Genomic DNA, 23,980 nt, shown 5'->3' on the forward strand with positions numbered 1-23,980 from the left:
GCTTCTGGCCTTAGTTGCGGGGTTTCCTTCTGTCCCTGTGGGCCTAGAGGAACTTGTGGGCGGCCTCCACCAGAATGAGCACCCCGAAAACGAGCAGGACGGCTCCGGCGACTCCGTCAATGACCAGGGCCGCGCGGGGGTGCAGTAGCCACTTCATGGCCAGGGTGGCCAGGGAGATAATGACCGCGAACCAGGCCACGTTAATGCCGCCGTGAATTAAGGCCAGCAGGGATCCCATAAGGACCGGGCTGACGCTGGCAACCATAAAGGGCGGCACGCTAGCAATATAGAAGACCGCGATTTTGGGGTTGAGGATATTGGCGATAAAGCCGGCTAGAAAATCCTTGTGGGCGCTACCTGAGGGGCGGGGGGCCTGGTGTCCGCCGAGTGCGGCCTGACCCAGTTCGCCGGGTGCGGGCTGGGGCAGAGAAGCTAGGGTGGCCTGCTCAGTTTTGAGGGCGGTGACCTGGTTCCAGCGGCGCAGGGTGAGGAGGAAGCTGATTCCCAGATAGATGAGGTAGAGACCACCGGCTACCGTCATCAGGTCGAAGACAGTGGGTGCGGCTGCCATGAGCACGGCTAGGCCGGTTGCGGCGGTGACTCCCCAGATCAGGAGCCCGCTGGTAATACCCATGACGCAGGCGTAGGCGCTTTTCTTGCCCCCGGCCACCAAGGAGCGCAGTACTAGGGCGGTATCGGTGGCGGGAATGATGGTAATCAGGAAGGCGATACCGGCGAAACCAAGGAGTGCCTGTGTGAGAGTCATGGCTCCCACTGTAGGCTAGGTGCGAACAGCGTTCAATACCGTGAAAGCCAATAGTGGTTGTGGGTTTTTATCCGTTCGGCAACGAAGGTGCAGGATGCACCTTTCCTATCGTTATATGTGCTTATGGCAATCTCAGCTAGGTGAAAGGACAAGCAAATGCGGATTGATGATTTTGGGGAGCGTCTTCGCCCAGTCGGCGTTTTTTATGTTGATGTACACCCCGCCCGGTGGCGGGAAGACGGGAGCCTGGAGTTCTTATTATTACGCCGTTTGAGCACAGATGCCGCGGTTCCTATGCCCGGTGAGTGGCAAACTGTGTCGGGCAAACTGGTGCAGGGGGAACGCATTTCGGATGCTTTCGCGCGTCAGGTTCATGCTAAGACAGGAAGCTGGCCCAGCCAGCTTTTTAAGTTTCGTAATGTAGCACAGTTTTATGATGATAACTACGATACGGTGATGCTGGTTCCGAATGCGGTAGCTATCATGCCCCCTGGGCCTGTGGAGCTTGATGAGACTCTCCACGATCAGTTTGTGTGGCTTCCCCTTGCCGATGCCCTGGAGACATTGATCTACCCCACGCAGAGGTGGGCGGTTGAGACGGCGGCCAAGTTATTGAGCTTGGGTGATGATGGAAAAACTTACGCAAGAGAGGGACAGGTTGAGCTAACAGCCTTGGCATAGGCCAGGGGCATAGCAACTACTGTGCCTGGTGTGGTAGCTGCGGGGTAGGTGCCCCGGCAGGAGGGCTGCACCTGCGCCGTGTGAGAGCCGAGCCGGACTTGCTTCTTAGGGGGTTTCGTGCGTCTGCCTGCCCCAGCGGGCGGCTTTAGCCGCGCAGACCATGAGCTGAACCTGGTGGAAAATCATCAGCGGCAGAATGAGGGCACCCACCTGGGCTCCACCAAAAATGACGGCGGCCATGGGCAGGCCCGTGGCTAAGGACTTCTTGGAGCCGCAGAATTGGATAGCGACCCGGTCGCCGTAGCTAAAGCCCAGTTTGCGGGCAAGGACCCCGCTGAGCCAGAGCAGGAACTCCACCAGGAGCAGGGAGAGAACCACCAGAAACAGAATTTGCCAGGGACTAATACGCCTCCAAATGCCCTGCACAATACCGTCCGAAAAGGCCGCGTAGACCACCATGGCGATAGAAAGCCGGTCAATATGCTTGGTCAGTTTGTTGCGGGCAATTTCTCCCACCCACCGGCGCAGAAGCTGGCCCAGGATAAAGGGCAGCAGGAGCTGAATGGCGATGTTCCCAAAGACTGAGCCAGAGATAACCAGCTGATCACTGCGCATCAGAAGCATGACCAGTAGGGGGGTGAGGACTACCCCGGCAAGGTTGGAGGTGCTGGCGCTGACGATGGCACCGGCTACGTTGCCCTTAGCTAGGGAGGTAAAGGCGACCGAGGACTGCACGGTGGAGGGCACCAGGGTCATGAAGAGCAGGCCCAGGTAAAGCTCCCTGCCGATGACCGCCTGTAGGGGGTAGAGGGCAAGACCAATCAGCGGGAAAAGGATAAAAGTGAGGGCCAGGATGGTGCCGTGGAGCTGCCAATGTTTGAGGCCCTGGAGGGCTTCTTGGGGTGAGAGGCGCGCGCCGTAGAGGAAAAAGAGCAAGCCGATAGCTAGCTTGGTGGCTAGGCTGAACCCCTGTGCGAAGTCCCCCCGCGCGGGTGCAAGGATAGCCAGGATAAGAGCTATCAGGATGAGGGTAATGAGCGGGTCGGGCCGCCAGGTTTTGAGCGGACGTTGAGGAGACACGGTGGTGGTGGCTAGGAATCTGACGGTCTGGGGCCGCCATTTTCTGGTTCTGTGGTGGGAGGGGTATCAGCCTGGGCCGGAGGTGCCTTAGGGTGAGCTGGTGCTTGATTCTGCTGGCCTGGCATGCCCGGCCCCTGTGGTGGCTGAGGTGCTTGGCGCAGGTGCGGGGGAATCCAACCGTTATTGAGCATATCTGCGACTCTACGGTCCCGGTATTGGGCGGGCTTGCGGTAGGTTGTTTCTACAGAACCCCAGTGCTGGTTGGCCGGATTTTCGGGGTAAATACCCATGTAGTCAAGGGCCTGGAGGGGGTCAGCCCAGGATTCAGCGGGTTCTGCCGCAGGGATCATGGAGAGGGGGTAGGGCGGGTTATTCTTGGGCCGCCAGATCAGACGGCCCGGCTCGCTGCGGTCACGCAGGGCGTGGGCGCGCCAGGTCACTGGCGGGTGGGTGGTGGTCAGGTTGTAGGCCCAGGTGAAGAAGCCCCGCTCGTAGACGGCGCGGTTGGCTAGTTCGTGGAAGTTCACATCATTGACCAGGTATTTACCGGCGGCCAGGACGCAGGTGGTGGTTTCTGCCCCCTCCGGTGCGTAGCGGTAGCCAAAGTTATCGGCGGTGTATTCCTGGGTGCGGGAGAGGAGCTTGCCCGCAATAGGGATCTGCATGAAGAAGGAGGTGAAGATCAGGCGGAAGTAGCCGGTGTGGCCGGCGGCAATATGACCGACTTCGTGGCCGATGATAAAGCGCAGGGCCTCGGGGTTGCGTGCGGCCCCACCGATTTCGAAGAGGTCGGAATAGATGGCGATAAAACGGCGGTGCCCGTGCCCGGCGGCGTAGGCGTTGATGACACCGTTACCGAGTACGACGTAGGCATCGGGTACTCGACGCAGGCCCGCTGCCTGGGCCGCTTCAACAACCATCTGGTAGGCCTCGGGGAACTGGGTGGGGCTGATGCGCACACCTGTCATGCGTAGCTGGGCGTACATGAGGGCACGGGCCAGGAAGATCCCTAGGGGCAGGTAGATAGCCAGGACAACCAGCTGGCTGACCAGGCTCCCTAAGCCGCTGAAGGCGGGTTTACTGTCGGTGACAAGAGCGATGAAGGATGAGATCAGGTAGACGGCCCCACCCACATAGGCCAGTAGGGTCAGGGCGTAGGCCATGATGACCAGGGGCAGCTCGGCGGGGTGCCGAATAGCGTTGATGAACTTGAAGGGCAGTAGGGACTGGTAGCCAAAGAGCTTGGGTGCCGGTAGCGGTGAGAAGGGACGTTGGCGCTTGTCTTCGGGCATCCAGCCCTTGCTGAGGTCGTTAGGTAGCGGGTTCTGTAGCCCTGGCTCGTGCGGGCCACTGGGGTGCCCGGCTGTACCTGTTGCTTGGTTGTGCCGGTTACCGCCATCTGCCGGTGGGGTGTTGGGTCTTCCCTGGTTGTCGGGGCCGCTGGTACCGCCTGGGGTGTTCTCGCTCATCTACTATCCTGCTGGCTAGGGTTTGTTTTCTACCCACCACAGTAGCAAGAAAGCTGGCTATGGTGCCTGTTTCTGCGGCTGCCGTGGAGTGGGCGGGTGCTTAGAGCACGGATTCACTGCGAACAACGGTGTGGAGAATCAGCAGGAAAAGGCTGACGGCGCAAAAGAAGATTTGGAGCAGGAGGATTTTTGCCGGGAGCACCCGGTAGGTGCGGGGCAGGTTGGCTAGGGTCCAGAGCAGGCTGGCGGCGTTGAGGGCCAGTACCGGCAGAATCAGGAAGGTCAGGAAGAAGGCTGCGATAGTTGCCACGCCCTGAACGTGGATGAGGGGCGGTAAACCTTTTGCTGAGCGGGTAATCATGGTAGAAACTCCCTTGTTTCAGGCTGTAGGGCAAGCATCCCACATCCCTTGAGGCTTATTCAAACGTTCGGTGTCCCAGTTCACTGCTCTATCAGCCAACTGGATCGGGTCTGGCGTTCAGGGATGTTGGCTGATAGAGCGCTGAGCAAGGTGCTGTTTGAATAAACCTTATAGAAGTCTTAAAGGCGGTGTGCCCGCTCCCTGATAGTTCAGGGCGCGGGCACAGCGTGGCATTTGCCGAGAGGCTGGTTAGGCGACCAGTGCGGCGGTTGCCTCCGCGATGGCCTTCTCCTCGTTGGTGGGAACCACCAGAACGGGGATAGCAGAATCAGCGGTCGAAATCAGTCGGGGCTCGTCACTGCGTACCTTGTTGGCCTCAGCATCCAGCTTGATACCCAGGGCACCTAGGCGCTCTACGGCCAGCTGGCGGAACTGGTGGGAGTTCTCGCCGATACCTGCGGTAAAGACCAGGGCCTTCGCGCCGCCCACAGCAACGTGGTAGGCACCGATGTACTTAGCCAGGCGGTAGGAGGTCATGTCCAGGGCCAGCTGAGCGCGGGCATCGCCAGCTTCCATTGCCTCAACAACAGCGCGCATGTCGTTGTTGCCAGCAATAGCCAGCAGGCCGGATTCCTTGTTGAGCAGGGCATCCATCTTAGCGGGAGTCATCTCGGGGTCGCGCATCATAATTGAGGTCAGAACCGAGGGGTCAATGTCTCCGGAGCGGGTACCCATGACCAGGCCAGCCAGGGGAGTGTAGCCCATAGAGGTATCCAGGCACTTGCCGCCCTGTACGGCGGTAATGGAAGCACCGTTACCCAGGTGGGCAATGACACCGTTGAACTCGGAACGGTCAAGACCCAGGAAGTCAGCGGCAATGCCGGTCACGTAGTCGTGGGAGGTGCCGTGGAAGCCGTAGCGGCGCACACCGTACTTCTCGACCAGTTCTTGGGGCACAGCGTAGCGGTAGACGTGCTCGGGCATGGTGCCGTGGAAGGCGGTGTCAAAGACAGCGACCATGGGGACACCGGGGTAGGTTTCCTGCGCGGCCTTGAGACCCAGAACGTGGGCAGGGTTGTGCAGGGGTGCCAGCGGTGAGAGTTCGTCAATTTGGGCGATAATCTCATCGGTGACCAGGACGGGCTCAGAGAAGACGTCGCCGCCCTGGACGATGCGGTGGCCAATAGCGTCGATGGTCTTGCCGTGCAGGGGCTCCACTAGGGCCTGAGCCATGATGTCCAGGGCCTCGGTGTGGGTGGGAATCTCTGCCCCACCGATATTTTCGATCAGGCCCTTAGCGATGACCTGGTTGTCTTCGCCGCTAGCGGAGGTGTCGCGCACCTGGTACTTGACCGATGATGAGCCACAGTTGATAACGAGAACGAGCATGTATGTTTTCCTTTGGTTTGGCGGGCTTTAGAGGGTCTGTGCCTGAATAGCGGTGATCGCTACGGTATTGATGATGTCTTCAACGGTGCAACCACGGGACAGGTCATTTACGGGCTTACGCAGGCCCTGCAGAATCGGGCCAACGGCGACAGCACCGGAGGTCTGCTGAACAGCCTTGTAGGTGTTGTTGCCGGTGTTCAGGTCCGGGAAGATGAAGACGGTGGCCTGTCCAGCTACCTGGGAGCCGGGCAGTTTGGAGGAGGCAATGGACATATTGGAGGCAGCGTCGAACTGGATGGGGCCTTCAAAAGCGAAGTCGGGGTTGGTTTCACGGAGCTTGTCGGTGGCCTCAACAACGATTTCTACATCCGCCCCGGAGCCGGAGGTGCCGGTGGAGTAGGAGAGCATGGCGACCTTGGGGTCTACACCGAACTGGCGGGCAGTTTCGGCAGAAGCCTTGGCAATGTCGGCTAGCTGGTCGGAGTTGGGGTTGGGGTTGACCGCGCAGTCACCGAAGACCAGCACGCGGTCTTCCATGAGCATGAGGAAGACCGAGGAGACAACCTTGACACCGTCGCGGGTCTTGATGAACTCCAGGGAGGGGCGGATGGTGTTGGCGGTGGTGTTAACCGCGCCGGAGACCATGCCGTCCACGATGCCCTTGTAGACCAGCATGGTGCCGAAGTAGGAGGGGTCCATCATGCGGTTCTGGGCGCCTTCCAGGGTCATACCCTTGTGGGCGCGCAGTTCGGCGTAGGTGGCGGCGAAGTCATCGGTGTAGGGGTTCTCGTCCAGGTCGATGATGGTAACACCGCGCTTGCCCTCTTCTGCCAGAGGCAGGTCGATGGATTCACGCTGGCAGATTTCGGCAATCTTGGCGGGGTTGCCAATCAGAACCAGGTCGCAGAAGTCACGGCGCACGATGATGGAGGCGGCGCGCAGGATACGGGGGTCGTAGCCTTCGGGCAGCACAATAGAGCGGCGGTCGCTACGGGCCTTCTCGATCAGGTTGTGCAAGAAGCGCAGGGGGGTCATGGTGGCGGGGCGTTCCAGGTTGAGACGCTCAAAGAGTTCTTTTTCGTCTACGTTTCGGAACCATTCACCCAGGGCGGTAGCAATTTTACGGGGCTGGCCTAGGGCTAGCTGGCCGCGAATACGTGAGACGGCCCGGCCTGCCTTGAAGGTATCGAGCTGGGTGGAGAAGACCGGGAAGGGGGCCTTTTCAACCAGCTGGCCGATGGCGGTGTCGCCCTTGAGTTCACCGGCCAGGCCGCCGGTCAGGAGCATACCTGAGGGGGCCGGGAAGGTAGGGGAGAGGGCGGAGGCTAGGGTTGCGACCATGATGTCTGAGCGGTCGCCGGGGACGATAACGAAGTCTCCGTCGGTGAACTGGGAGAGGAAGTTGGAGACGGTCATGGCCGCGATTTTGATGTCGTGGATGTCGCGGTCCAGGAAGTCTTGGCTCATGCCGTCGTGCTCTAGGTTGAGGCTACCGGCAACTTCTGCCACGGTGGGCAGGGCGATTTCGGGTAGTTCGGGGAGCACGTAGACGGGGCGCTGGGAGGGGCCGCGCTTGACGTTCTTGAGGATTTCTTCGCGCAGTTCGGGGCGGGCGCGGTTGACCATGACGGCCAGGATGTCGACCTTGGCGGCGTGCAGTTCGGTGCGGGCTACATCGACTGCGTTGACGACGTCGGAGACGCTTGATTCCTGCGCGCCAACCACGGCGATAACCGGGGTGCCGAGGTCCTTGGCGAACTGGGCGTTAAGGTCGAATTCAACGGTTGCGGCGTTGTGGGCGAGCATGTCGGTGCCATCGACGATGATGACGTCGCAGTGCTTTGCCATGTCGGAGTAGATGGAAACGGCGATGGAGGACATTTCCTCGTGATCCCCGGATGCTAATAGTTCGCGGCATCGGTCCAGGGAGACACCGCCACGTGCCTGGTTTTCGGTCAGGTCGTATTTGGTGCGCAGTAGCCGGATGAGCGGGTCTTGCGCTTCAATCTCGCCGCTGAAGACGGGGCGGAAGAAGCCTACACGGTCGGTTTCTTTGACGAGGGAGTCAACGAGGCCGATAGCGATGAGGGACTTTCCGGAGCCCTGGTTCATGGCTGAGATATACATGCCGTTGGTCATATTTGGTCTACATCCTTGTGGCGTTTTTGGGTGGTGCGCGGTCCCTGGCGGGCTGGTGCGCACGGTGGCTGTATGCCACCTATCTTTACTTTCGAGTTTATTCCTTTGGGTGGGGTTTAAGGGCGGCAGGGCATGCGTTTGTGTGGTATCTCATGGGAGCTATTGTTTGCTGACAGTCTGTGACATAAAACCTGGGTGTGGTGGACTCTAAAGTGAGAGCAAAGATTATTACTGAGCCAGGAGGCTTTATGCTTGTTTTCCCCCGCCGATCGGCCCTGGGCCTTATGGCTACGCTGGCTCTGACTGCCTGTGGGACAGGCCAGAAAACCGCACAGAGTAGTAAGGCCGCAAGCGGTAACCAGGCCTCAGAAACCAGCCCAAGTGCTTCACCTGCGGGCGAGCAGTCGGTTGAAACAGGTGTGCGCACTGATTCTGGCTACCATCTGAACACTGTGCTTGAAGGCGCCCCAACTGTTACCCTCTACACCGACCTACAGTGCCCCTACTGTGCCCGCACTGACCCGACCTACCGTGAGGTAGCGCGCCGTCTGGCGGGCACCATGAACCTTACTGTGCGTCACTTCCCCCTGCCCATGCACGCAAACGCTCTTCCGGCTGCTCAGGCGGTACAGGCGGCGGAGAAGCAGGGTGCTTATATGGCCATGAGCGGGAAGATTTTTGAACATCAAACGGAGTGGAAGGGTCTTACGGATGTCGCCCAGCTCACCGAGATTTTTACCGGCTATGCCCGGGAACTCAAGCTGAACACTGATCGTTTTATAGCCGACCTACCCGATGCCGCTGGCCTCAAACTTATTCAGGACGAATTTGAGGCAGGTAATGAGGTAGGCGTACACGGTACCCCCAGTTTCGTGATAGACGGGGTTCTGGTAGAGAAGGTTGATTCATCCACCAGCGCTGACCATATGGTAGCTGCCTTCACCGAGCAGGCAGGTCTCTAAAGAACTAGAAGCTACCGGTCTATGGGCTTAGAGTGGAGCTATGAAGATAGCCCTTTGCCAGATGCTCAGCACCCAGGACGTTGAACGTAACATCGCTACGATTCGTGAGTACACGGCACTGGCCGCCGCTCGTGGGGCGTGGCTGGTGGTTTTTCCCGAGGCCGCCATGCGGTGTTTTGGGGGGAGTCTCTACGATGCTGCCGCCCAGCACGAGTTTACTTTCCGGTCTGCTCTGGCTGAGATAGCCCGCGAACACTACCTCACCCTGGTTGCCGGGGGTTTTGCTCCGGTGGAACTATCCGATGAGTGGGATTTGAGGGTCTATAACAACCTTTATGCCTACGACCAGACCGGCACCGAGACTATCTACACTAAGGTTCATCTCTACGATGCCTTCGGGTTTAAGGAATCTGACGGGGTGAAAGCGGGGGAGAGTCTGCGAACTATCACTGTCGATGGCACGGTTATAGGGCTAGCTACCTGCTATGACCTTCGTTTCCCCAAGCTCTTTACGGAGTACGCGCGGGCAGGTGCCCAGGCAACTGTTGTGGCCGCGTCCTGGGCAGGCGGTGAAGGTAAGGTGGCCCAGTGGCAGGTGCTGACCACTGCCCGCGCTCTGGACTCTACCCAGTTTGTGCTGGCTGTTGATCAGGCCTCCCCTGCAAGCGCTGATGCCCGCGCCGATGTTACCCAGCCGCGCGGTGTTGGCTACTCTCGTGCAGTTGACCCTCTGGGCCTTACCCTGGTGGAGGCCGGTGAGGCACCGGAGATTCTGGTGGTTGACCTGGACCTGTCCCGGGTGGCTGACGCCCGGCAGTCTATCCCGGTGCTCACTAACGCTAAGCTGGGCTATTAGAAGGCTTATTCAAGGGTGCTCCTGAGGCTAAATCTCGCTGGGTGCTTTACCCACCAACTGGCTCGGGGCTGGCGCCTAAGGGAAGTTGGTGGGTAAAGCGCTGAGCTGGGGTACACGCCCCTTGAGTAATCCTTAAGATGTAGCGTCAGGAAGGGAAGCTATGGGTTTTTTCGATATTTTTTCAAGCAAGGATCCCGCCGGTCCGATTGAAGTGCAGCTCATGGCCACTGTCTACGGCAAGGTTCAGGGTGTGGGCTTTCGCTGGTGGACTGCGGGTATCGCTAAGCCCCTGGGGCTGGTGGGCTACGCTAAGAACCTGGATGATGGCTCAGTGGAGATTGTCGCCCAGGGGAGCCGGGCCGCGGTGGAGGGCCTCCTTGCTGAACTTAAATCGGGTGATACCGCTGGCCGGGTAGATCACCTGGACGCGGACATCACCCAGCCGGTTGGCAGTTACGATAATTTCGGTATCTATTAGGGGCACACACATGGGTCACTCCCACAGCCATCAACATTCGCATGCCGGAGGGCAGAACCTTAAGCGCCTGCGCCTTGTGGTGCTTATGGCCTGGTCGCTGGTTGCCTTCCAGCTGGTGGGGGCCTGGCTGACTGGCTCCCTGGCTCTGCTTTTTGATACCGTCCACGTTTTTACCGATGCCCTGGGGGTGAGTGTGGCCCTGGTGGCCACCCGCCTGGCTTTGCGCCCTGCCTCGGACCGGCATACCTGGGGTTTTCGCCGGGTGGAGGTTATCTCGGCTATGCTCCAGGCTACGGTCTTGCTGGGTGTTGGCCTGTTTGTTCTCTATGAGGCTATCCAGCGTTTTATGCACCCGGAAGAGATTCCTGGCCGCGAGGTCCTCTTTTTTGGTCTGGTGGGTCTGCTGGGTAACGTCATCATGATTGCGGTGTTGGTGGGCGGGGACCGCTCTAATTTCAACATGCGGGCGGCCTTTCTAGAGGTGCTTAACGATGCCCTGGGGTCGGTGGCGGTGATTATCTCTGCCCTGATTATTTGGCGCACCGGCTTCTATCAGGCCGATGCTCTTGTTGCCCTGCTGATTGGTCTGCTGATTATTCCGCGCACCGTCAAACTTTTCCGTGAGACGGTGAGTGTGCTCTTGGAGAGTACCCCGCCGGGCCTTGACCTGGAGCTGGTACGCAGTCACCTGCTGGGCCAGGAGCACGTTCTGGCGGTGCATGATTTGCACGCCAGTCAGATTTCTTCTGACCTGCCGGTGCTCACCGCCCATATTGTCTTGGATGATGAGTGCTTTACCTCCGGGCACACGGTGCAGATTTTGAAGAACCTGCAAACCTGTGTTGCCGAGCATTTTGAGGTCTCTATTGAGCACTCCACCTTCCAGCTGGAACCGCAGGGCTTTTCCGCCGACGAAGACCTGCGTCACTTGCACTAGGGAACCTTGAAGTGGCACTTTATACAAACGTAGATATGTGTCTTTCTATTTCACTCGACCACTGTAGTAGGTTCCCCTTTGAAAGCCCCTTGAAAGTCACTGTCCTGAAAAACCGGATAAACTCTTGGGGTTATTGCTGTTAAACAATTTTATGGACTGCCAACTCAAAACAGACTTGTGGGTGGACTATAACGTGCGTCCTCTGCGAGGATGATTCATTAGCGTTAACCTTTGCGGTGGTGGGCATTCAGCCGAGCGCACACTGCTTAGAGGATGGGGATTCTTTACTTTTTTAGGTAGTTATGGGGGCTATCACGTAAAAACCTTAGCCGCCGCGCCGTAGAGGTTCACGCTTAACAGTAAGGGCTCGCGGTAGATTCATACAAGTTACTTTGAGAGAGGGTGAGGGCAACGCCATGAGTGATACCTATAAGGTCATATCTTTCTTTGCTGGAGTAGGCGGAATCGACCTTGGCTTTGAACAGGCTGGATCGTTCGAGACTGTCTATGCCAATGAGTTCGATAAGAATGCACAAGATACCTTTGCAGCCAACTTCGGCGAGGATATCCTAGAGCGCGCAGACATTCGTACCGTTGAACCTTCCCAAGGAAAGCTAGGTGCGGTGAAAGCGGATGTTCTACTTGCTGGATTCCCTTGCCAGGCGTTCTCTATTGCAGGTTATAGAAAAGGCTTTGAGGATGAGCGAGGAGACCTTTTCTTTGAGACCATGCGCATCGTTAAAGAAAAACAACCGGCTGTAGTTTTTCTTGAGAATGTAAAAAACCTCGTAACCCATGATGATGGGAATACTTTTAAAGTTATCCGTGAGTTCCTCGTTCATGCCGGCTATTACGTGAAATGGTCGGTACTAAATGCTAAAGACTACGGTGGTATTCCTCAGAACCGAGAACGCATTTACGTGGTTGGGTTCAAAGATAAGCAAGCCTATGAAAAGTTTGAATTCCCTTCACCTATTCCTTTGCAGAAGAGCTTGCGTGAAGTTATTGACTTTGCTGTTGAGAAAGATGAGCGCTATTACTACGAAAAAGATAAGCAGGCATTCTTTCCGCAACTTAAAGAATCAATGACAAGGCAAGATACAACTTATCAGTGGCGTCGCCAGTACGTTCGCGAAAATAAGTCGGGTGTTGTTCCAACCCTAACCGCTAATATGGGTACAGGTGGGCATAATGTTCCTTTGATTCTTACTGATGATAAACGTATTCGTAAACTAACCCCGCGGGAAACTTTCAATGTCCAGGGCTATCCTGCTGATTACAAGTTACCTGAAAAAATGGCGAATGGTCAGCTATATAAGCAGGCTGGCAACTCTGTAGCAGTCCCTGTTATCAAGAGGATAGCCGAGAAGATTAAAGAATCTTTGGAGGTATCTGAGCTGGGAAATCAGTCTCCTGTTACTGAGCAATTACCTGCCATTATCTACACCAAGATGGACGGTCGAATGTCAGGGCGTTCTTACCCGATCCGCTTCTTTGAGAACGAGGCTTGCCGTGAGGAATGGCTGAGTGATGCTGAGGCACGGGCTGAAGCTGGTATCGAGAGCATCCCTGTTCTTTCAGGACGTGACTTCTACGAGCAAGTGCGAAAAGAGAAATCTTTTGAGTTTCTTACTCTTGTTGGGTAGAGCCTAGAAGCTTTAATCGTATGGTTAAAATCCGTTATTTATTCAAATGAGGATTCTTACCATGAGCACTATTTGGGATTCATACGACGCACAGAGCCGTGAGCTGTACATCAAGTCGATTCAGGCTCTTGGTGCCTTGTCGCCTATGTTTCGCCAAAAATCTGAAGGATCAGAAGACCGCACAGCCTTTATCTCATCAAAGTACCAAGAGACGGTTTTTGCCCGGTTCTTTAAGGGTAAGGTCGTAGACAGAGGCAACGACCCCTATGATGTGATGGTGCCCAGCCCTTGTGAAGGTAAACGAGACCTCGTAGGCATCAAGACCTTTTTGAACTCGTCTAGCTCTATGCAGAAAGTTATGCAGTTCAAGAAGGTTGCTAATAACGAGGGCTGGTCACAATGGATTGCTGACAAAGAATACGGTCGGCTTATCAAACGTATCGCGGAACTGCGTAACCAGAAGCTACGCTCAACGCAGAACCTTCTTGCCGGTGCTGGTCATACACCAGAGTCAGCTTTTGAAAATGTTTTCTATCATTACCTTTCACCGGCAAAGGACGGATATGTCCATGTTGGTGAGGCTGACTATCCTTTTATGGATGAGTATAGGCTTTCGTACACTGAGCCGGATGCTAACAGCAGGGTAACAGCTATTTTCTTCACCGACGGGGTACATGAATTCAAGTACACCCCGGCTGATTCCACCCTTTATATGCGATTTAACCACCGAGAAAAATGCCCTGATGGTGACATTGTTGATGAGTTTGAAGTCTGCTATTTTGAGGATCCTCATGCCGCCCTTATGCGTATGCTTGAAAACGAGTTTGGTGCTAACCTACCTCCGGTAAAAGAAGGCATTCCAGCAAACGTTGACTTTGTTGCAGCACTCGACACCATTGAAGAAGAGCCTGAAGAGTACGTTGTGTTTCCTCTTTTCAGACTGGTTAAGCTAAAAGATACAAAAGCTGGTGAGGTGGATAAAAAGTCTGGTTTCAATATACGTCTGTCAAAGTCTAAGCAGAAGGGCTCCAACAAACCCCGTCCAGTTAACGAGGTAGAAATCCGCATTCCTAAAGCTTATAAATTCCATGAAACATACCCTTTCTTCTTCGGAGCTACTACTACCGGAGAGCCAAAATCAAAGTTGCACAAAGTGGGAAGAGAATGGAAAGCAGATTTCGATATAGATCAGCGTACTTTCAAGCTGACGCTTACCCAATCTGGCGTTGAAATGGAAGCTATCATCACTGGGGACAGCAACAAACAAATAATGTCGAAGGGCAGCCAAGAGATTCTTGGTAGCTGGATACTTTCGCAGGTTTTCCAGCTAGCCCCGTACGAACGTTTGACTCGTGACAAACTCGATGAGCTAGGCCTAGATGGTATCAAGCTGATTAGACTTGATGAAGGCCATATTGGCATGGAATTTATAAAAGTTAGTGATAAGGATTTGAGGCATCTTTGGCCTAATGAACCTGAAAAGTTCCAAGAGCTCGCGCTGATTGAGGAAAGTGAAGAAGAGTAAGGGGAGGTCTGTCTGAGCCTCTCAATAATTACTTACGCTCTGTAAGCTAGTGGGCATGTCACGCGCTATCCAGCTTTCCTTTTCGGGGCTTTCGGCCTCTGTTGCCCGCGACGGGTTTTCAGACACCGGCTACATCCTAGAAATCGGTGGGGCCGAACAGTCCCACGTTGATCTGGGGCGGCCCAGCTATATCTTCTATGAGTACCTGCGCCGTATCGGCAACCTTGCCGACATACTAGCCCCAGTCGGTCAGCCCATCACCGCCGCCCACTTAGGGGCCGGTGCCCTGACCCTGGTGCGCTACCTGCAAGCCACCCGACCCGGTTCCCGCCAACTGGCTGTGGACATTGAGCGCGAACTTCCCAGCTTCGTCATGCAAGAGCTGCCCCTACCGGAGGGCACCGACTGTCGGGTGCTGATCGAGGACGCCGCGACCGCCGCACCCCGGCTGGCAGAGGAGCTTGATACCCCCGCTGGGGTGGACCTGGTGGTGCTAGATATTTTTTCTGGCTGGGAGGCCCCTGCCCACCTGACCACCCCTGAGTTTTACACCGACCTGCGCCAGGTGCTCGCCCCGGCGGGTAAGCTGGTGGTCAATGTGGGCGATGACGCCGGGCTGACTTTCTTTAGCGCCCAGGCCCGTACCCTGCTTGAGGTCTTTGAGCACCTCTGGTGCCTGGCAGATACCGCCATGCTGACCGGCAAGCAGGCCGGCAACCTGATTCTGGTGGGGTCTGCTGATGCGCTCGCCCCGGAGACTGCCACGCGCCTGGTTGGTGCAGGTCCGCACCCGGCCTCCGCCCTGGGTACCGACGAACTGATTGAGCTACTGCAAGGCCCCTTAAGCAGGTAGGTCCACTGCCTTAACGCCCTAGGCGTACACCGGCTTTAGTAAGCAGACTGTGTTTCTAGGAAGACAGGCTGTAAGCTGAGACTATGTTCAACTTCAACGCATCCAGTGCCTTTGATTCCAACGGCCAGCCTAAGCCCGCTGTAACCCGCACCGTCGATACCGTGCTCAAAGCACAGCGCCCCCTGGTCCTTTCCCTGCTCAAAAAAATGCGCCAGAAGCACCCCCAGGAAACCCCCCAGCAAATTGCTAAGCGCCTAGAAAAGGCCTACCTGCGGGATGTCACCGTAGGCGGTGGAGCTGTAGGAGCCACTGCCTTTGTGCCCGGCCTGGGCACCATTACCTCCCTGGGCCTCTCTGCCCTAGCCGTAGGTGGCTACATGGAGCGCACCGCCGTCTACGCCCAGGCTATGGCCGAGTTGCACGGCGTTCACGTTGATGACCCCGAAAAGGCCCGCCTCATGGTTATGGCTATCATGCTAGGCGAAGATGGCTCAGTGCTCATGAATTCGATTCTGGCCCACACAGGTAAGACCGGCGGGGCATCCCGCAAGTGGGGCATGATGATGGGCTCCAAGGACTCCGGCAAGATTTTCAGTATCGAGCGCACAATTCGCAATATGTTCTTCAAACGATTCTTGGCCCGCCAGTCTGGTGCCCTCATGGGCCGGGCCCTACCCTTTGGCATAGGTGCGGTTGTGGGGGGTGGCGCTAACCTGGCCCTCGGGAAGAACGTTGTCAAGGCTGTGGAAGAGACCTTCGGTTCCTTACCTGCTGTCTTCCCCGATGCACTCAACATGGACCGTGCCCCCAAGTTCGTTGCAGAGCAGGAGTCGGAGCCGGCAGCTGGTAGCTCCAGCGCAGAGGAAGCCGCCCAGCTCGATTCGTAAGAATCTCTCCCTGCACGGGGGCTAGACCCCGCCAGCCCAGGCCCTCTAGGGGGCTAGGGTGGCGGGGTTTTCTCTACCTACTTATTGCGCAAGCCGGCACGAGCTCTCACAAAGGCCCGAGCCGCAAGCCGGGCACCGCGCGCAGAAACTCCGCTAGCCTCTGCTAACTCCTGCTCGGTGCTGGGGCGCATCTGCTCTACCGGTGCTATCTCCTGTGGTGGCTGGGCGGTGGGGTTTTGGCTCCCCATAAGTTCTAAAGTCTCATGGCTGAACTGGGCCGGGGCCTGCCCCAGGGTTTGCTCTACTTGGGCGATCAGCTGTTGGGCAAAGTCTTTGCGGGTGCTCTGGTTAGCTAGCATCGCCCCGCCAGCCTTAATAAGCTGCTCACCTGCCGTCACCAGCAGCAGGGTTTGAGGGTTGCGCAGGCCAATGGCGGCTACCGCACCCAGCACATTGATCTGGCTCGGCCTGCTGCCGGTAGGCTCTTGGACGGTCTCAATATGGGTCAGTAAGTCTTTAACATCGGTGCCCAGCACCGCTTGTGCGGCCTCATCACTATTGGCTACGGGGATGCCATAGATCAGGGCCACCCCGTGCAGGTAGGTTTTGATGGCCTGGGAACTACCTACCTGCCCGGTGGTGCGGATCCCCTGGCTTGCCGCCCGAGTGTAAGTGGCAGTGCCCTCTTTGAGGGCGCCCAGATGAGCGGCGGCCTGGGTCAGCCCGGCCACTCGTTGGTGACGGGTTACCGTTCCGAGCAGGTTGGGTGTCAGCTCCTGGGCACCTGCCTGGGCGCTCCCCACCAGGGTAAAGTCCCGCACAAACATGTTGCCTAGGTGCTGGATGAGCTCCGCCGGGGTCGCCAGCGGGTTCCGGGCGTAGAGCTTGCGCAGGCGACGCACCGCCAGAGGTATCTGCTGGGCTTCAGAGGACTCGGTCATAACTATTACTTTAGTGATAGGGCTTTAGCGTGTAGCGTGCTCCAGTAGCTGAGGCGCTAGGCCAATGTAGGTGCGCGGGGTCAGCTCTGACAGGCGCTTCTCGGCCTCGGGCGAAAGCCCTAACCCGGCAACAAACTCCTTAAGACGGGCCGCATCCACACGCTGACCACGAGTCAGCTCCTTGAGGCGTTCGTAGGGGTCCTCCATGCCCTCAACACCGGCAATAGCTTCGGCACGCATGACCATCTGAATGGCCTCGGCAAGAACCTCCCAGTTCTCATCCAGATCCTGGGCGATGACATCGGTAGCGATATCCAGGCGTTCAAGGCCCTTGACTACGTTAGAAATTGCCAGAACAGAGTGCCCAAAAGCCACACCAATGTTGCGCTGTGAAGATGAGTCGGTCAGGTCGCGTTGCCACCGGGACTGCACCAGGGTCGCACCCAAGGTATTCAAAAGGGCGTTGGAGATTTCCAGGTTGGCTTCGGCGTTCTCAAAACGAATGGGATTGACCTTGTGGGGCATGGTCGATGAACCGGTCGCCCCAGCCACAGGAATTTGGCGGAAGAAACCGATCGAAATGTAGCTCCACACATCGGTGCACAGGTTGTGCAGTACCGAGTTGAAGTGGGCCATGAAGGAGTAGAGCTCGGCCTGCCAGTCGTGGTTTTCAATCTGGGTGGTCAGCGGGTTCCAGTCCAAGCCCAGGCCGGTCACAAAGTCTTCAGAAATCTTCTGCCAGTTAGCGGTCGGAACAGAGATGACGTGAGCGGAGTAGGTGCCGGTTGCGCCGTTGATTTTGCCCAGAAACTCAGCATTTTCAACCTGCTTTATCTGCCGGTTCAGGCGGTAGGCAAAAACAGCCAGCTCCTTACCCAGGGTGGAGGGGGTGGCAGGCTGGCCGTGGGTACGCGAGAGCATGGGCACCTCACGGGCCTCTTCTGCCAGCTTCATAATCTCTTGCACCAGGCCGCGGGCGGCGGGCAACCAAATGTTGGTGACCGCGTCCTTGATGCCTAGGGCGTAGGAGAGGTTATTGATGTCTTCTGAGGTGCACCCAAAATGTACCAGGGGCTTAAGGTGGCCCAGGCCCAAGGGTTCTAAGCGGCGAGCGATAAAGTATTCAACGGCCTTAACGTCGTGAACAGTGACGGCCTCAATTTCGGCCAATTCAGCGGCGGATTCTTCGGTGAATTCGGTGACGATAGCGCGCAGACCGGTGCGCTGATCATCGGTGAGGGGCTCTAGACCGGGCAGAACCTGCTTGTCACAGAGGTAGATGAACCATTCAATTTCTACGTGCACACGGTCACGGTTGAGGGCGGCCTCCGAGAGGTAGTCAACAAGCGGTTCGGTAGCGGCTTTGTAGCGGCCATCCAGAGCACCGAGGGCTAGGTTGGCGCCGGTAAGTGAGTGGCGGCCAGAGGGCAGGGTTGTGCAGTTTTCGCGATGAGACATATTTCTAGTTTCTCATGGGAACGTGTCGGCGCGCACGGTTTTGGGGCGGCTTTGGGACAGTCCGGGGGCTGTATGGCTGAGCTGCGCACAGGTCAGGCTGTGGATAGGGCGGTGTCATGGGTGGTCACTGCTTCACCAATTCTGCTGGAAGTGGGGTTGAACTGCCCGGCGGCTTTCTTCCACAGACCTGCCCACCATTCACCGTGCGAATTACGGCCCCTAAGGTGTAGGCACAAAGGTACCCCGATAAATGAGGAGGTAGGGCATGCCCTCGATCTATGAGATTGTGCAAGCCGCCGGCAGGTCAGGCTGGGCCAGTAGCGGTGCGGCCCAGGCCAGCGCGGGCGCACTGGATATGGCTCAGCGAGTCCGCAACTGGGCCGCTTCGCTGGCTGAGCAGGTGAGCCGTGAAGCTGTCCATGTGCACACCGCAACCGGTACAGCGCGGGTAGCGGGGCAGGTGCAGTGGACCTCCGCGGCAGGTCGTGCCTTCCAGAAAGGTCTTGAGATTGAATGTTTAGCTGGCCAACGGTTGTGGGGCGAGCTTGACCAAACAGCCCATCACATCCGGATTTCTGGTGAGATGGTTGCCCTTGAACTTGAGGCCGCTGCGACGGCGGTTAAGGCGGCGGGAGCGGCCTTAGACCTGGCGCTCAGTGGCATGGGAGTGATCGAGGACGTATTGGACGACTTCGTGGTCTACGCACAGAAGGCCGGTGTTCCTGGCCTACACGCGGAGCTGGTTCAGGCCATGAACAACCCCCTACTGGCCCAAGTCTCCACAGCCTTAGCCGGAGTAGGGAGGTAAAGCCATGAACCAGAAACTTCTTTCGCTTGGCTCAAGCATCTCGGTGGAAATGTCTGAACTCGGGCCGCTTTCTGACCAGTTGAACGGTGTTGCCGATCGGTACGATCAGACGGGGAACGCTCTACTCGGCATTACTTCCCAGGTTGCCCTGCTGGCCCCTCTGGACGCTAGCGGCAACGGGGCGCAGGCACTCACTTCTCTGGGTGTGACTTCAACGGGGCTTACTGCCCTGGTTGCGGGTACGCGCCGCTTATCCCGAGCTGTCGGCCAAGCGGCTCAGGCCTACGAGGAAGCCGAGACCTTTGCCCTAACTCTTATGGGCGGATTTACTGTTGCTGCCAATCAGGGTAAGTCTCTAGCACTAGCCTATGGCTCTGCCTTCGGTTACACGGTTGACAGTCTCAAAATTAGGGTGATCAAGGGTGGCCTGGTTCTTAGCAGTAGTGCCCCAAAAGTTGGGTTGCCTCTCTTGGATATTTACCGGAAGACCCCCGGTGGATATTTACTCCTAGCAAGAGGGGCTTCTACCCTTAACGGTTTTGTTAATCGACTGGGTATGACCGGAAGGCTACGCGCCAAGCGGGAGATGACCGGTGACCTCTTTACCGATCAAACCGAGGCAGCAGCCTTTATGGGGCCCGTTCCGATCACACCGCAGGACGTTACACACCGTTTCGGGCAGGTCAAGGAGATCGAGGAGAGAGGCGATACCTACATGGCTAGCCAGGGCTACCAGGGGGAGTGGGACCATATTGTGGTGGAGAAGCTGGTTAACCCCACCACGGGCAAAACCATGTACCTAGTGACTATTCCTGGGACAGATGGGAATCTTTTGGGGGGTAACCTCGAGGATACACTGGCTGGATTCTATAAGGGGGGTGTCAATAGTTGGCCCGGCACCGTTGGCACTGTATCCAGCAGTAACCCGCACCTTGCCCCGCAAGACTATACGGCCCTCATGTCTCTGGTGGAGAAAGCTATAGAGGACGCCGGGGTCCCCGAGGGGGCAACTATATCCTTTATGGGCTTTAGCCAGGGAGCTACCGCAGCGGCTACCCTCGCTAATAATGACACCATCAATTCCCGTTACAGGGTCAAGGGGCTGGTGACCCAGGCTGGCCCAATTGGCCATCTCAAAGTGCGCGATAGCATCCATCACGTTGATCTGCGCCATCGGGAGGATTATGTTCCTATGCTGAGTGGAGATCGCCCGGACTATAAGCCCGATGAGTCCCATGTCTACACGGCTGTACCGGATTCAGGAGGTATTCACGGTGCACAGGAGTACCAGGAGATAGCCAGCAAGGAGCCAGAAGCGCAGCAACCGTCCCCGGAGCTTGAAGAAATCTTTGCTGGCTATGTATCGGTGAAGGCTGATATCTATTCTGGAACCACCCAGAAGCCCGATATCACCCAGGATGAGCAAAGGGCGATAGGTGCTATGGGAGCTGCCCATGGAGCGGCGGAGATCATGACGGGAGTGAGTTTAGACGTGAACCCGGCAGATCTCTATCAAGATACGGAAGATCTGGTTCAAGCTGTAGAGCATAGTCTGGGGGAGGTGAACATCGGGGGTGTAGAGATTTTTGACCCGATCCTTGAGCCACTCCACCCCAAGGAGGGAGCTAGCAAACCGCCGGTTCCTGTTCCGGATCATAAGATCAAGGTGTATGAGGCTACCTTGCAGGACCATCTGGAGAACCTGGGCGGCTTGCTTGGAGCTCCTGATATTCCGGCTACCGGGCTGGGGAGCCCCATCCAGATTTTTGAGCCTGAACTTGAACTGGTTGCCGGGTAGCTAAGCTCTGCGGAGGGGGTGCTTAGTCGCTGCTTTCGATGCTCAACCCGCGCACCATGCGGGCTGTGCGAGCCTTCCCCCAGGCACCACCGCAATCAATGATGCTTCCTTCTAGCTCGAAGCCTCGTTGCTCGTAGAAACGCACTGCTTTCTGGTTACCTATGATGTACCAGAGGTAGGCCGGCTCGTCGGGGTAGAGTACCGCATCAAAGAGGGCGGCTCCCAGCCCGGTCCCCTGAACGGACTCTAGGGTGTAGAGGTGGGTGAGGTCCCGTGTGCCTTCCGGCGCTAGGGGCAGGTTTACCTCGTACTCCCAGGGCAGGGGGCCCGGGCGGGAGAGGGCAAAACCCACCGGCTTACCCCAGTCAAGAGCGGTACCGACTGTGCAAGAAGTGCCGGAAGTCGGTGTCCACTGGGGGTTCTCGTAGGCGAAAAAGGCTCGTACACCGGGGGCTACAATATTTTCAGCAAACTCCCGGTGCAGGGTTTCGGCGGCAGCTCTCTGGCGGGCACCGAACTCGGGGTCTACCAGGGTGTTATAGGTCTGGGCCAGGCACTGAAGTTGCAACTCAACATAGGTGCTTCCGTCCTCAGTGCCCACCGGGCTGAGGATATACCTGCCACTTACCGCAAAACCCACAGCCGCCTCCTTCCTCTTCTACCGGCGTTACCGCTCTCTCACCCTACCCAGTCTACTGCCCGGCCCAAGAAGCACTAGGCTAGAGGGGTGGCTAAACGAAGAAGAAAACCTAAGGCGACGGTAGAGGCCCCTGAGGCCCTAGTTGAGGGTAAATACCCTATTGATACCGGTATCGCTGAACTCATTGAGGATGACTACACCCCCGGTGGCTGGGTGCTAGAAATCAATGGCATGGAGTCCTCCCACATTGTGCTGGGTAAACCCCGCGAGCTAGATTTTGAGTATATGCGCTGGCTAGCGGCTGTCATTGAGCCTTTCGTGGATGCCCACTGCGATCCCGCCAAGCTCCGAATTACCCACCTGGGCGGTGGCGCCTGCTCAATGGCCCGCTACCTGGCCGATATCTACCCGCAGTCGCGTAACACCGTGGTGGAACTTGACGGCAAGTTAGCCGAGTATGTGCGTGAGTGGTTTGAACTGCCCAAGGCCCCCCTGGTTAAGATTCGCGTGGGTGAAGCCCGTCAGGTCACCGAGGGGTTCACTCCCCAGTCGCGGGACATCATCATCCGTGACGTTTTTTCGGGCTATATCACTCCTGAGCCGCTAACCACCCTTGAATTCACCCAGCTAGGCGCTCGCTCTCTAGCGCCCGGTGGGCTGTACATCATCAACTGCGGCGATGACCGTAACCTCAACGGTGCACGGGCCGAGGCTGCTGCTATCGCCCGGGTATTTGAGCATACCTGTATTGTGGCTGACCCGGCCATGCTTAAGGGCCGTCGCCGCGGCAACGTGATTATCGCCGGTTCTAATTCGCCCCTCCCCGTGGAGGGGGAGCTGGTAACGGCCGCTATTAGCAAACGCCTGCTGGGTGGCGGTGTCCCCGCCCAGTACAAGGACGATGCTTGGGTCCGAGACTTTGCCCGCTCTGCCCAGCCCCGGCGGGATGGCGCCCCGAACCTGGATACGGTCCAACTAGATCGAGAGCTACGCGGGTAACGTCAAATTCTTCCCCTGGAGCAATAGTCTTGTGCTAGTGGCTCTTGGGGCAAGTCCTCACTCTTAACACTGAGGGTATCACTGATAAAAATCTACCTCACTGAGAATTATCACTGAGAATCATTGACTTATGGAATAGAACGCCCAGAGACTTGAAGAAACCCTTGCCCTACTTCGGGAACGAGGCTTTGATAGCACTGAGATTGAGGTCAAGGCCGCCCGGGAGGGTTTACCGCAGAATCTAGGGCAAACACTCTCCGCTTTTGCCAATATGCCCGATGGCGGGACCCTGATCCTGGGTGTCGATGACAAGAGCGGGTTTACCCCGGTTGGAGTGGATGCCACGGTAGAGGCGGGCATTGCCTCCCTCGCTCGGAATGAGGCTACCCCCACTCCTCAGCTTATTAACAGCGGGGTTAAGTTTAAGGTGATTCTTTGGTTTGACCGGGCTGAGCCGCTAGCCCAGGTTGCTCCTGAATCTGCGAAGCTTGCTCCTGTAGTGTCTGCGGTAGCTGAATCGCCGGTAAGGCTGAGCAAGAATTCCCCATATATTGTTGATGCCCTAGGCCGGGGCGGTGAGCTTTCAGCACCAGAATTGGCAGAGCGCCTGGGCTTAAGCCTTGCTCAGGTGCGCTATGCTTTACGTCCCCTGTTGGAGCGCGGGGACGTGGTGATGGTGGGTAGTCAGGGTAGCCATTCCACTGTGTATGCCTTAAAGAGCATGATTGGTTAGTTCTTGCAGAAATCCTGCTTGTTGAGCCCCTGATAGGTGCTTTTTTCGTGGGCTACTCGACAGCGCCGTCAAGGTAGTACCAGACCCCCTTTTCTCTGGTGAATTGGGAAACTTCGGTCTGTAGCCCGCCCACCTTCTGACTTTTGGGTGTACCCGGTGCTGACCGGTAGTAGGCGGCAAAGTGTACGGTTCCCTGGGGGTCGAAGGGCCCGCCGGTGGCTTTCAGGATATCGAGCCGGTACCACCGTAGGCTCTCATCAAGCTCTAGAGAGTGTGGCCGGGTTGTGGGGTGCCAGGTTGCCAGTAGATAGTCAGGCAGGTTGAGGGCAAAAGCGGTGAAGCGGGAGCGCATGAGAGCCTCAGGGGTGGGGGCGGTGAGGGCACCGGTCTGAGCGAATTGCCGGTGGTAGCGCTGGCAGCAGGAGCCGTAGGTGTCGCCGGTTCCGCAGGGGCAACGTGTTGTGGAATCAATCATGCCCTCAATTAAAACAGGGAATAAGAAACCCCGCCCGCTCTGTATTGGGGGTGACGCAAAGAGGGGGCGGGGCTTAGAACTATAGGGGTTCTTGCGGGC

The 23,980-nt window shown here is 57.2% G+C and carries 23 protein-coding genes; 13 read left to right on the top strand and 10 right to left on the bottom strand.

The genetic code is table 11. The features are described from left to right. Positions 1-43 precede the first annotated feature (43 nt). Positions 44-766 carry a LysE family translocator gene (locus ACN082_RS00570; RefSeq protein WP_419098910.1) on the bottom strand — a complete coding sequence of 241 codons (723 nt, stop codon included), beginning with the start codon at positions 764-766 and terminating at the stop codon, positions 44-46. A gap of 156 nt (positions 767-922) precedes the next feature. Here ACN082_RS00570 and ACN082_RS00575 point away from each other — a divergent pair, with 156 nt between their 5' ends. Next, complete coding sequence (locus tag ACN082_RS00575) at positions 923-1,447, top strand: NUDIX domain-containing protein (RefSeq protein WP_419098911.1); 525 nt, start codon at positions 923-925, stop codon at positions 1,445-1,447. Between the two features lie 105 nt (positions 1,448-1,552). On the opposite strand, the gene ACN082_RS00580 is transcribed toward ACN082_RS00575, so the two are convergent. From ACN082_RS00580 to pta, 5 genes are all read right to left on the bottom strand, one after another. After that, positions 1,553-2,527, bottom strand: a complete 975-nt coding sequence (locus tag ACN082_RS00580; protein ID WP_419098912.1) for a bile acid:sodium symporter family protein — start codon at positions 2,525-2,527, stop codon at positions 1,553-1,555. 11 nt (positions 2,528-2,538) lie between these two features. Further along, positions 2,539-3,996 (bottom strand): M48 family metalloprotease, encoded by a 1,458-nt coding sequence (locus ACN082_RS00585; RefSeq protein ID WP_419098913.1) that lies wholly within the window; start codon positions 3,994-3,996, stop codon positions 2,539-2,541. 100 nt (positions 3,997-4,096) lie between these two features. Continuing rightward, positions 4,097-4,357: a hypothetical protein gene (locus tag ACN082_RS00590; protein ID WP_419098914.1), complete on the bottom strand. Its 261-nt coding sequence runs from the start codon at positions 4,355-4,357 to the stop codon at positions 4,097-4,099. A gap of 249 nt (positions 4,358-4,606) precedes the next feature. Next, the gene (locus tag ACN082_RS00595) at positions 4,607-5,746 is read right to left on the bottom strand and encodes an acetate/propionate family kinase (protein WP_419098915.1); all 1,140 of its coding nucleotides are present in this window, start codon (positions 5,744-5,746) and stop codon (positions 4,607-4,609) included. Positions 5,747-5,773: 27 nt separating this feature from the next. After that, positions 5,774-7,885, bottom strand: a complete 2,112-nt coding sequence (pta, locus tag ACN082_RS00600; protein ID WP_419098916.1) for a phosphate acetyltransferase — start codon at positions 7,883-7,885, stop codon at positions 5,774-5,776. 248 nt (positions 7,886-8,133) lie between these two features. On the opposite strand from pta, the gene ACN082_RS00605 reads away from it, so the two are divergent. The 8 genes from ACN082_RS00605 (at position 8,134) to ACN082_RS00640 (ending at position 16,029) form a co-directional block, all read left to right on the top strand. Continuing rightward, positions 8,134-8,847: a DsbA family protein gene (locus tag ACN082_RS00605; RefSeq protein ID WP_419098917.1), complete on the top strand. Its 714-nt coding sequence runs from the start codon at positions 8,134-8,136 to the stop codon at positions 8,845-8,847. A gap of 40 nt (positions 8,848-8,887) precedes the next feature. After that, positions 8,888-9,703 (top strand): carbon-nitrogen hydrolase family protein, encoded by an 816-nt coding sequence (locus ACN082_RS00610; protein WP_419098918.1) that lies wholly within the window; start codon positions 8,888-8,890, stop codon positions 9,701-9,703. Between the two features lie 160 nt (positions 9,704-9,863). Further along, positions 9,864-10,181, top strand: a complete 318-nt coding sequence (locus ACN082_RS00615) for an acylphosphatase (RefSeq protein WP_419098919.1) — start codon at positions 9,864-9,866, stop codon at positions 10,179-10,181. 10 nt (positions 10,182-10,191) lie between these two features. After that, positions 10,192-11,118, top strand: coding sequence for a cation diffusion facilitator family transporter (locus ACN082_RS00620; RefSeq protein ID WP_419098920.1), 927 nt, complete (start codon positions 10,192-10,194; stop codon positions 11,116-11,118). 416 nt (positions 11,119-11,534) lie between these two features. Then, positions 11,535-12,764, top strand: coding sequence for a DNA cytosine methyltransferase (locus ACN082_RS00625; protein ID WP_419098921.1), 1,230 nt, complete (start codon positions 11,535-11,537; stop codon positions 12,762-12,764). 61 nt (positions 12,765-12,825) lie between these two features. Beyond that, positions 12,826-14,289, top strand: a complete 1,464-nt coding sequence (locus ACN082_RS00630) for a hypothetical protein (protein ID WP_419098922.1) — start codon at positions 12,826-12,828, stop codon at positions 14,287-14,289. A gap of 55 nt (positions 14,290-14,344) precedes the next feature. Then, the gene (locus tag ACN082_RS00635; RefSeq protein ID WP_419098923.1) at positions 14,345-15,142 is read left to right on the top strand and encodes a spermidine synthase; all 798 of its coding nucleotides are present in this window, start codon (positions 14,345-14,347) and stop codon (positions 15,140-15,142) included. A gap of 83 nt (positions 15,143-15,225) precedes the next feature. Further along, positions 15,226-16,029 carry a di- and tripeptidase gene (locus ACN082_RS00640; RefSeq protein WP_419098924.1) on the top strand — a complete coding sequence of 268 codons (804 nt, stop codon included), beginning with the start codon at positions 15,226-15,228 and terminating at the stop codon, positions 16,027-16,029. Between the two features lie 77 nt (positions 16,030-16,106). On the opposite strand, the gene ACN082_RS00645 is transcribed toward ACN082_RS00640, so the two are convergent. Next, a complete protein-coding gene (locus ACN082_RS00645; RefSeq protein ID WP_419098925.1) occupies positions 16,107-16,970 on the bottom strand; it encodes a hypothetical protein in 864 nt (287 codons plus the stop codon). A gap of 24 nt (positions 16,971-16,994) precedes the next feature. Further along, positions 16,995-18,428, bottom strand: coding sequence for an adenylosuccinate lyase (purB, locus tag ACN082_RS00650; RefSeq protein WP_419098926.1), 1,434 nt, complete (start codon positions 18,426-18,428; stop codon positions 16,995-16,997). Between the two features lie 265 nt (positions 18,429-18,693). On the opposite strand from purB, the gene ACN082_RS00655 reads away from it, so the two are divergent. Together ACN082_RS00655 and ACN082_RS00660 are read left to right on the top strand one after the other, a co-directional pair. Beyond that, a complete protein-coding gene (locus tag ACN082_RS00655; protein WP_419098927.1) occupies positions 18,694-19,236 on the top strand; it encodes a hypothetical protein in 543 nt (180 codons plus the stop codon). 4 nt (positions 19,237-19,240) lie between these two features. Continuing rightward, positions 19,241-21,034, top strand: coding sequence for a WXG100 family type VII secretion target (locus ACN082_RS00660; RefSeq protein ID WP_419098928.1), 1,794 nt, complete (start codon positions 19,241-19,243; stop codon positions 21,032-21,034). Between the two features lie 22 nt (positions 21,035-21,056). On the opposite strand, the gene ACN082_RS00665 is transcribed toward ACN082_RS00660, so the two are convergent. Beyond that, complete coding sequence (locus ACN082_RS00665) at positions 21,057-21,674, bottom strand: GNAT family N-acetyltransferase (RefSeq protein ID WP_419098929.1); 618 nt, start codon at positions 21,672-21,674, stop codon at positions 21,057-21,059. Positions 21,675-21,761: 87 nt separating this feature from the next. Here ACN082_RS00665 and ACN082_RS00670 point away from each other — a divergent pair, with 87 nt between their 5' ends. Next, positions 21,762-22,673 carry a spermidine synthase gene (locus ACN082_RS00670; RefSeq protein ID WP_419098930.1) on the top strand — a complete coding sequence of 304 codons (912 nt, stop codon included), beginning with the start codon at positions 21,762-21,764 and terminating at the stop codon, positions 22,671-22,673. Between the two features lie 202 nt (positions 22,674-22,875). Beyond that, the gene (locus tag ACN082_RS00675) at positions 22,876-23,406 is read left to right on the top strand and encodes a helix-turn-helix domain-containing protein (RefSeq protein ID WP_419099438.1); all 531 of its coding nucleotides are present in this window, start codon (positions 22,876-22,878) and stop codon (positions 23,404-23,406) included. 52 nt (positions 23,407-23,458) lie between these two features. Here ACN082_RS00675 and ACN082_RS00680 read toward each other — a convergent pair whose 3' ends face one another. Then, positions 23,459-23,881, bottom strand: coding sequence for a YchJ family protein (locus ACN082_RS00680; RefSeq protein ID WP_419098931.1), 423 nt, complete (start codon positions 23,879-23,881; stop codon positions 23,459-23,461). Between the last annotated feature and the right edge of the window lie 99 nt (positions 23,882-23,980).

Source organism: Rothia sp. CCM 9417 (assembly GCF_048513575.1).
In the GTDB taxonomy this organism is placed as follows: Bacteria; Actinomycetota; Actinomycetes; order Actinomycetales; family Micrococcaceae; genus Rothia.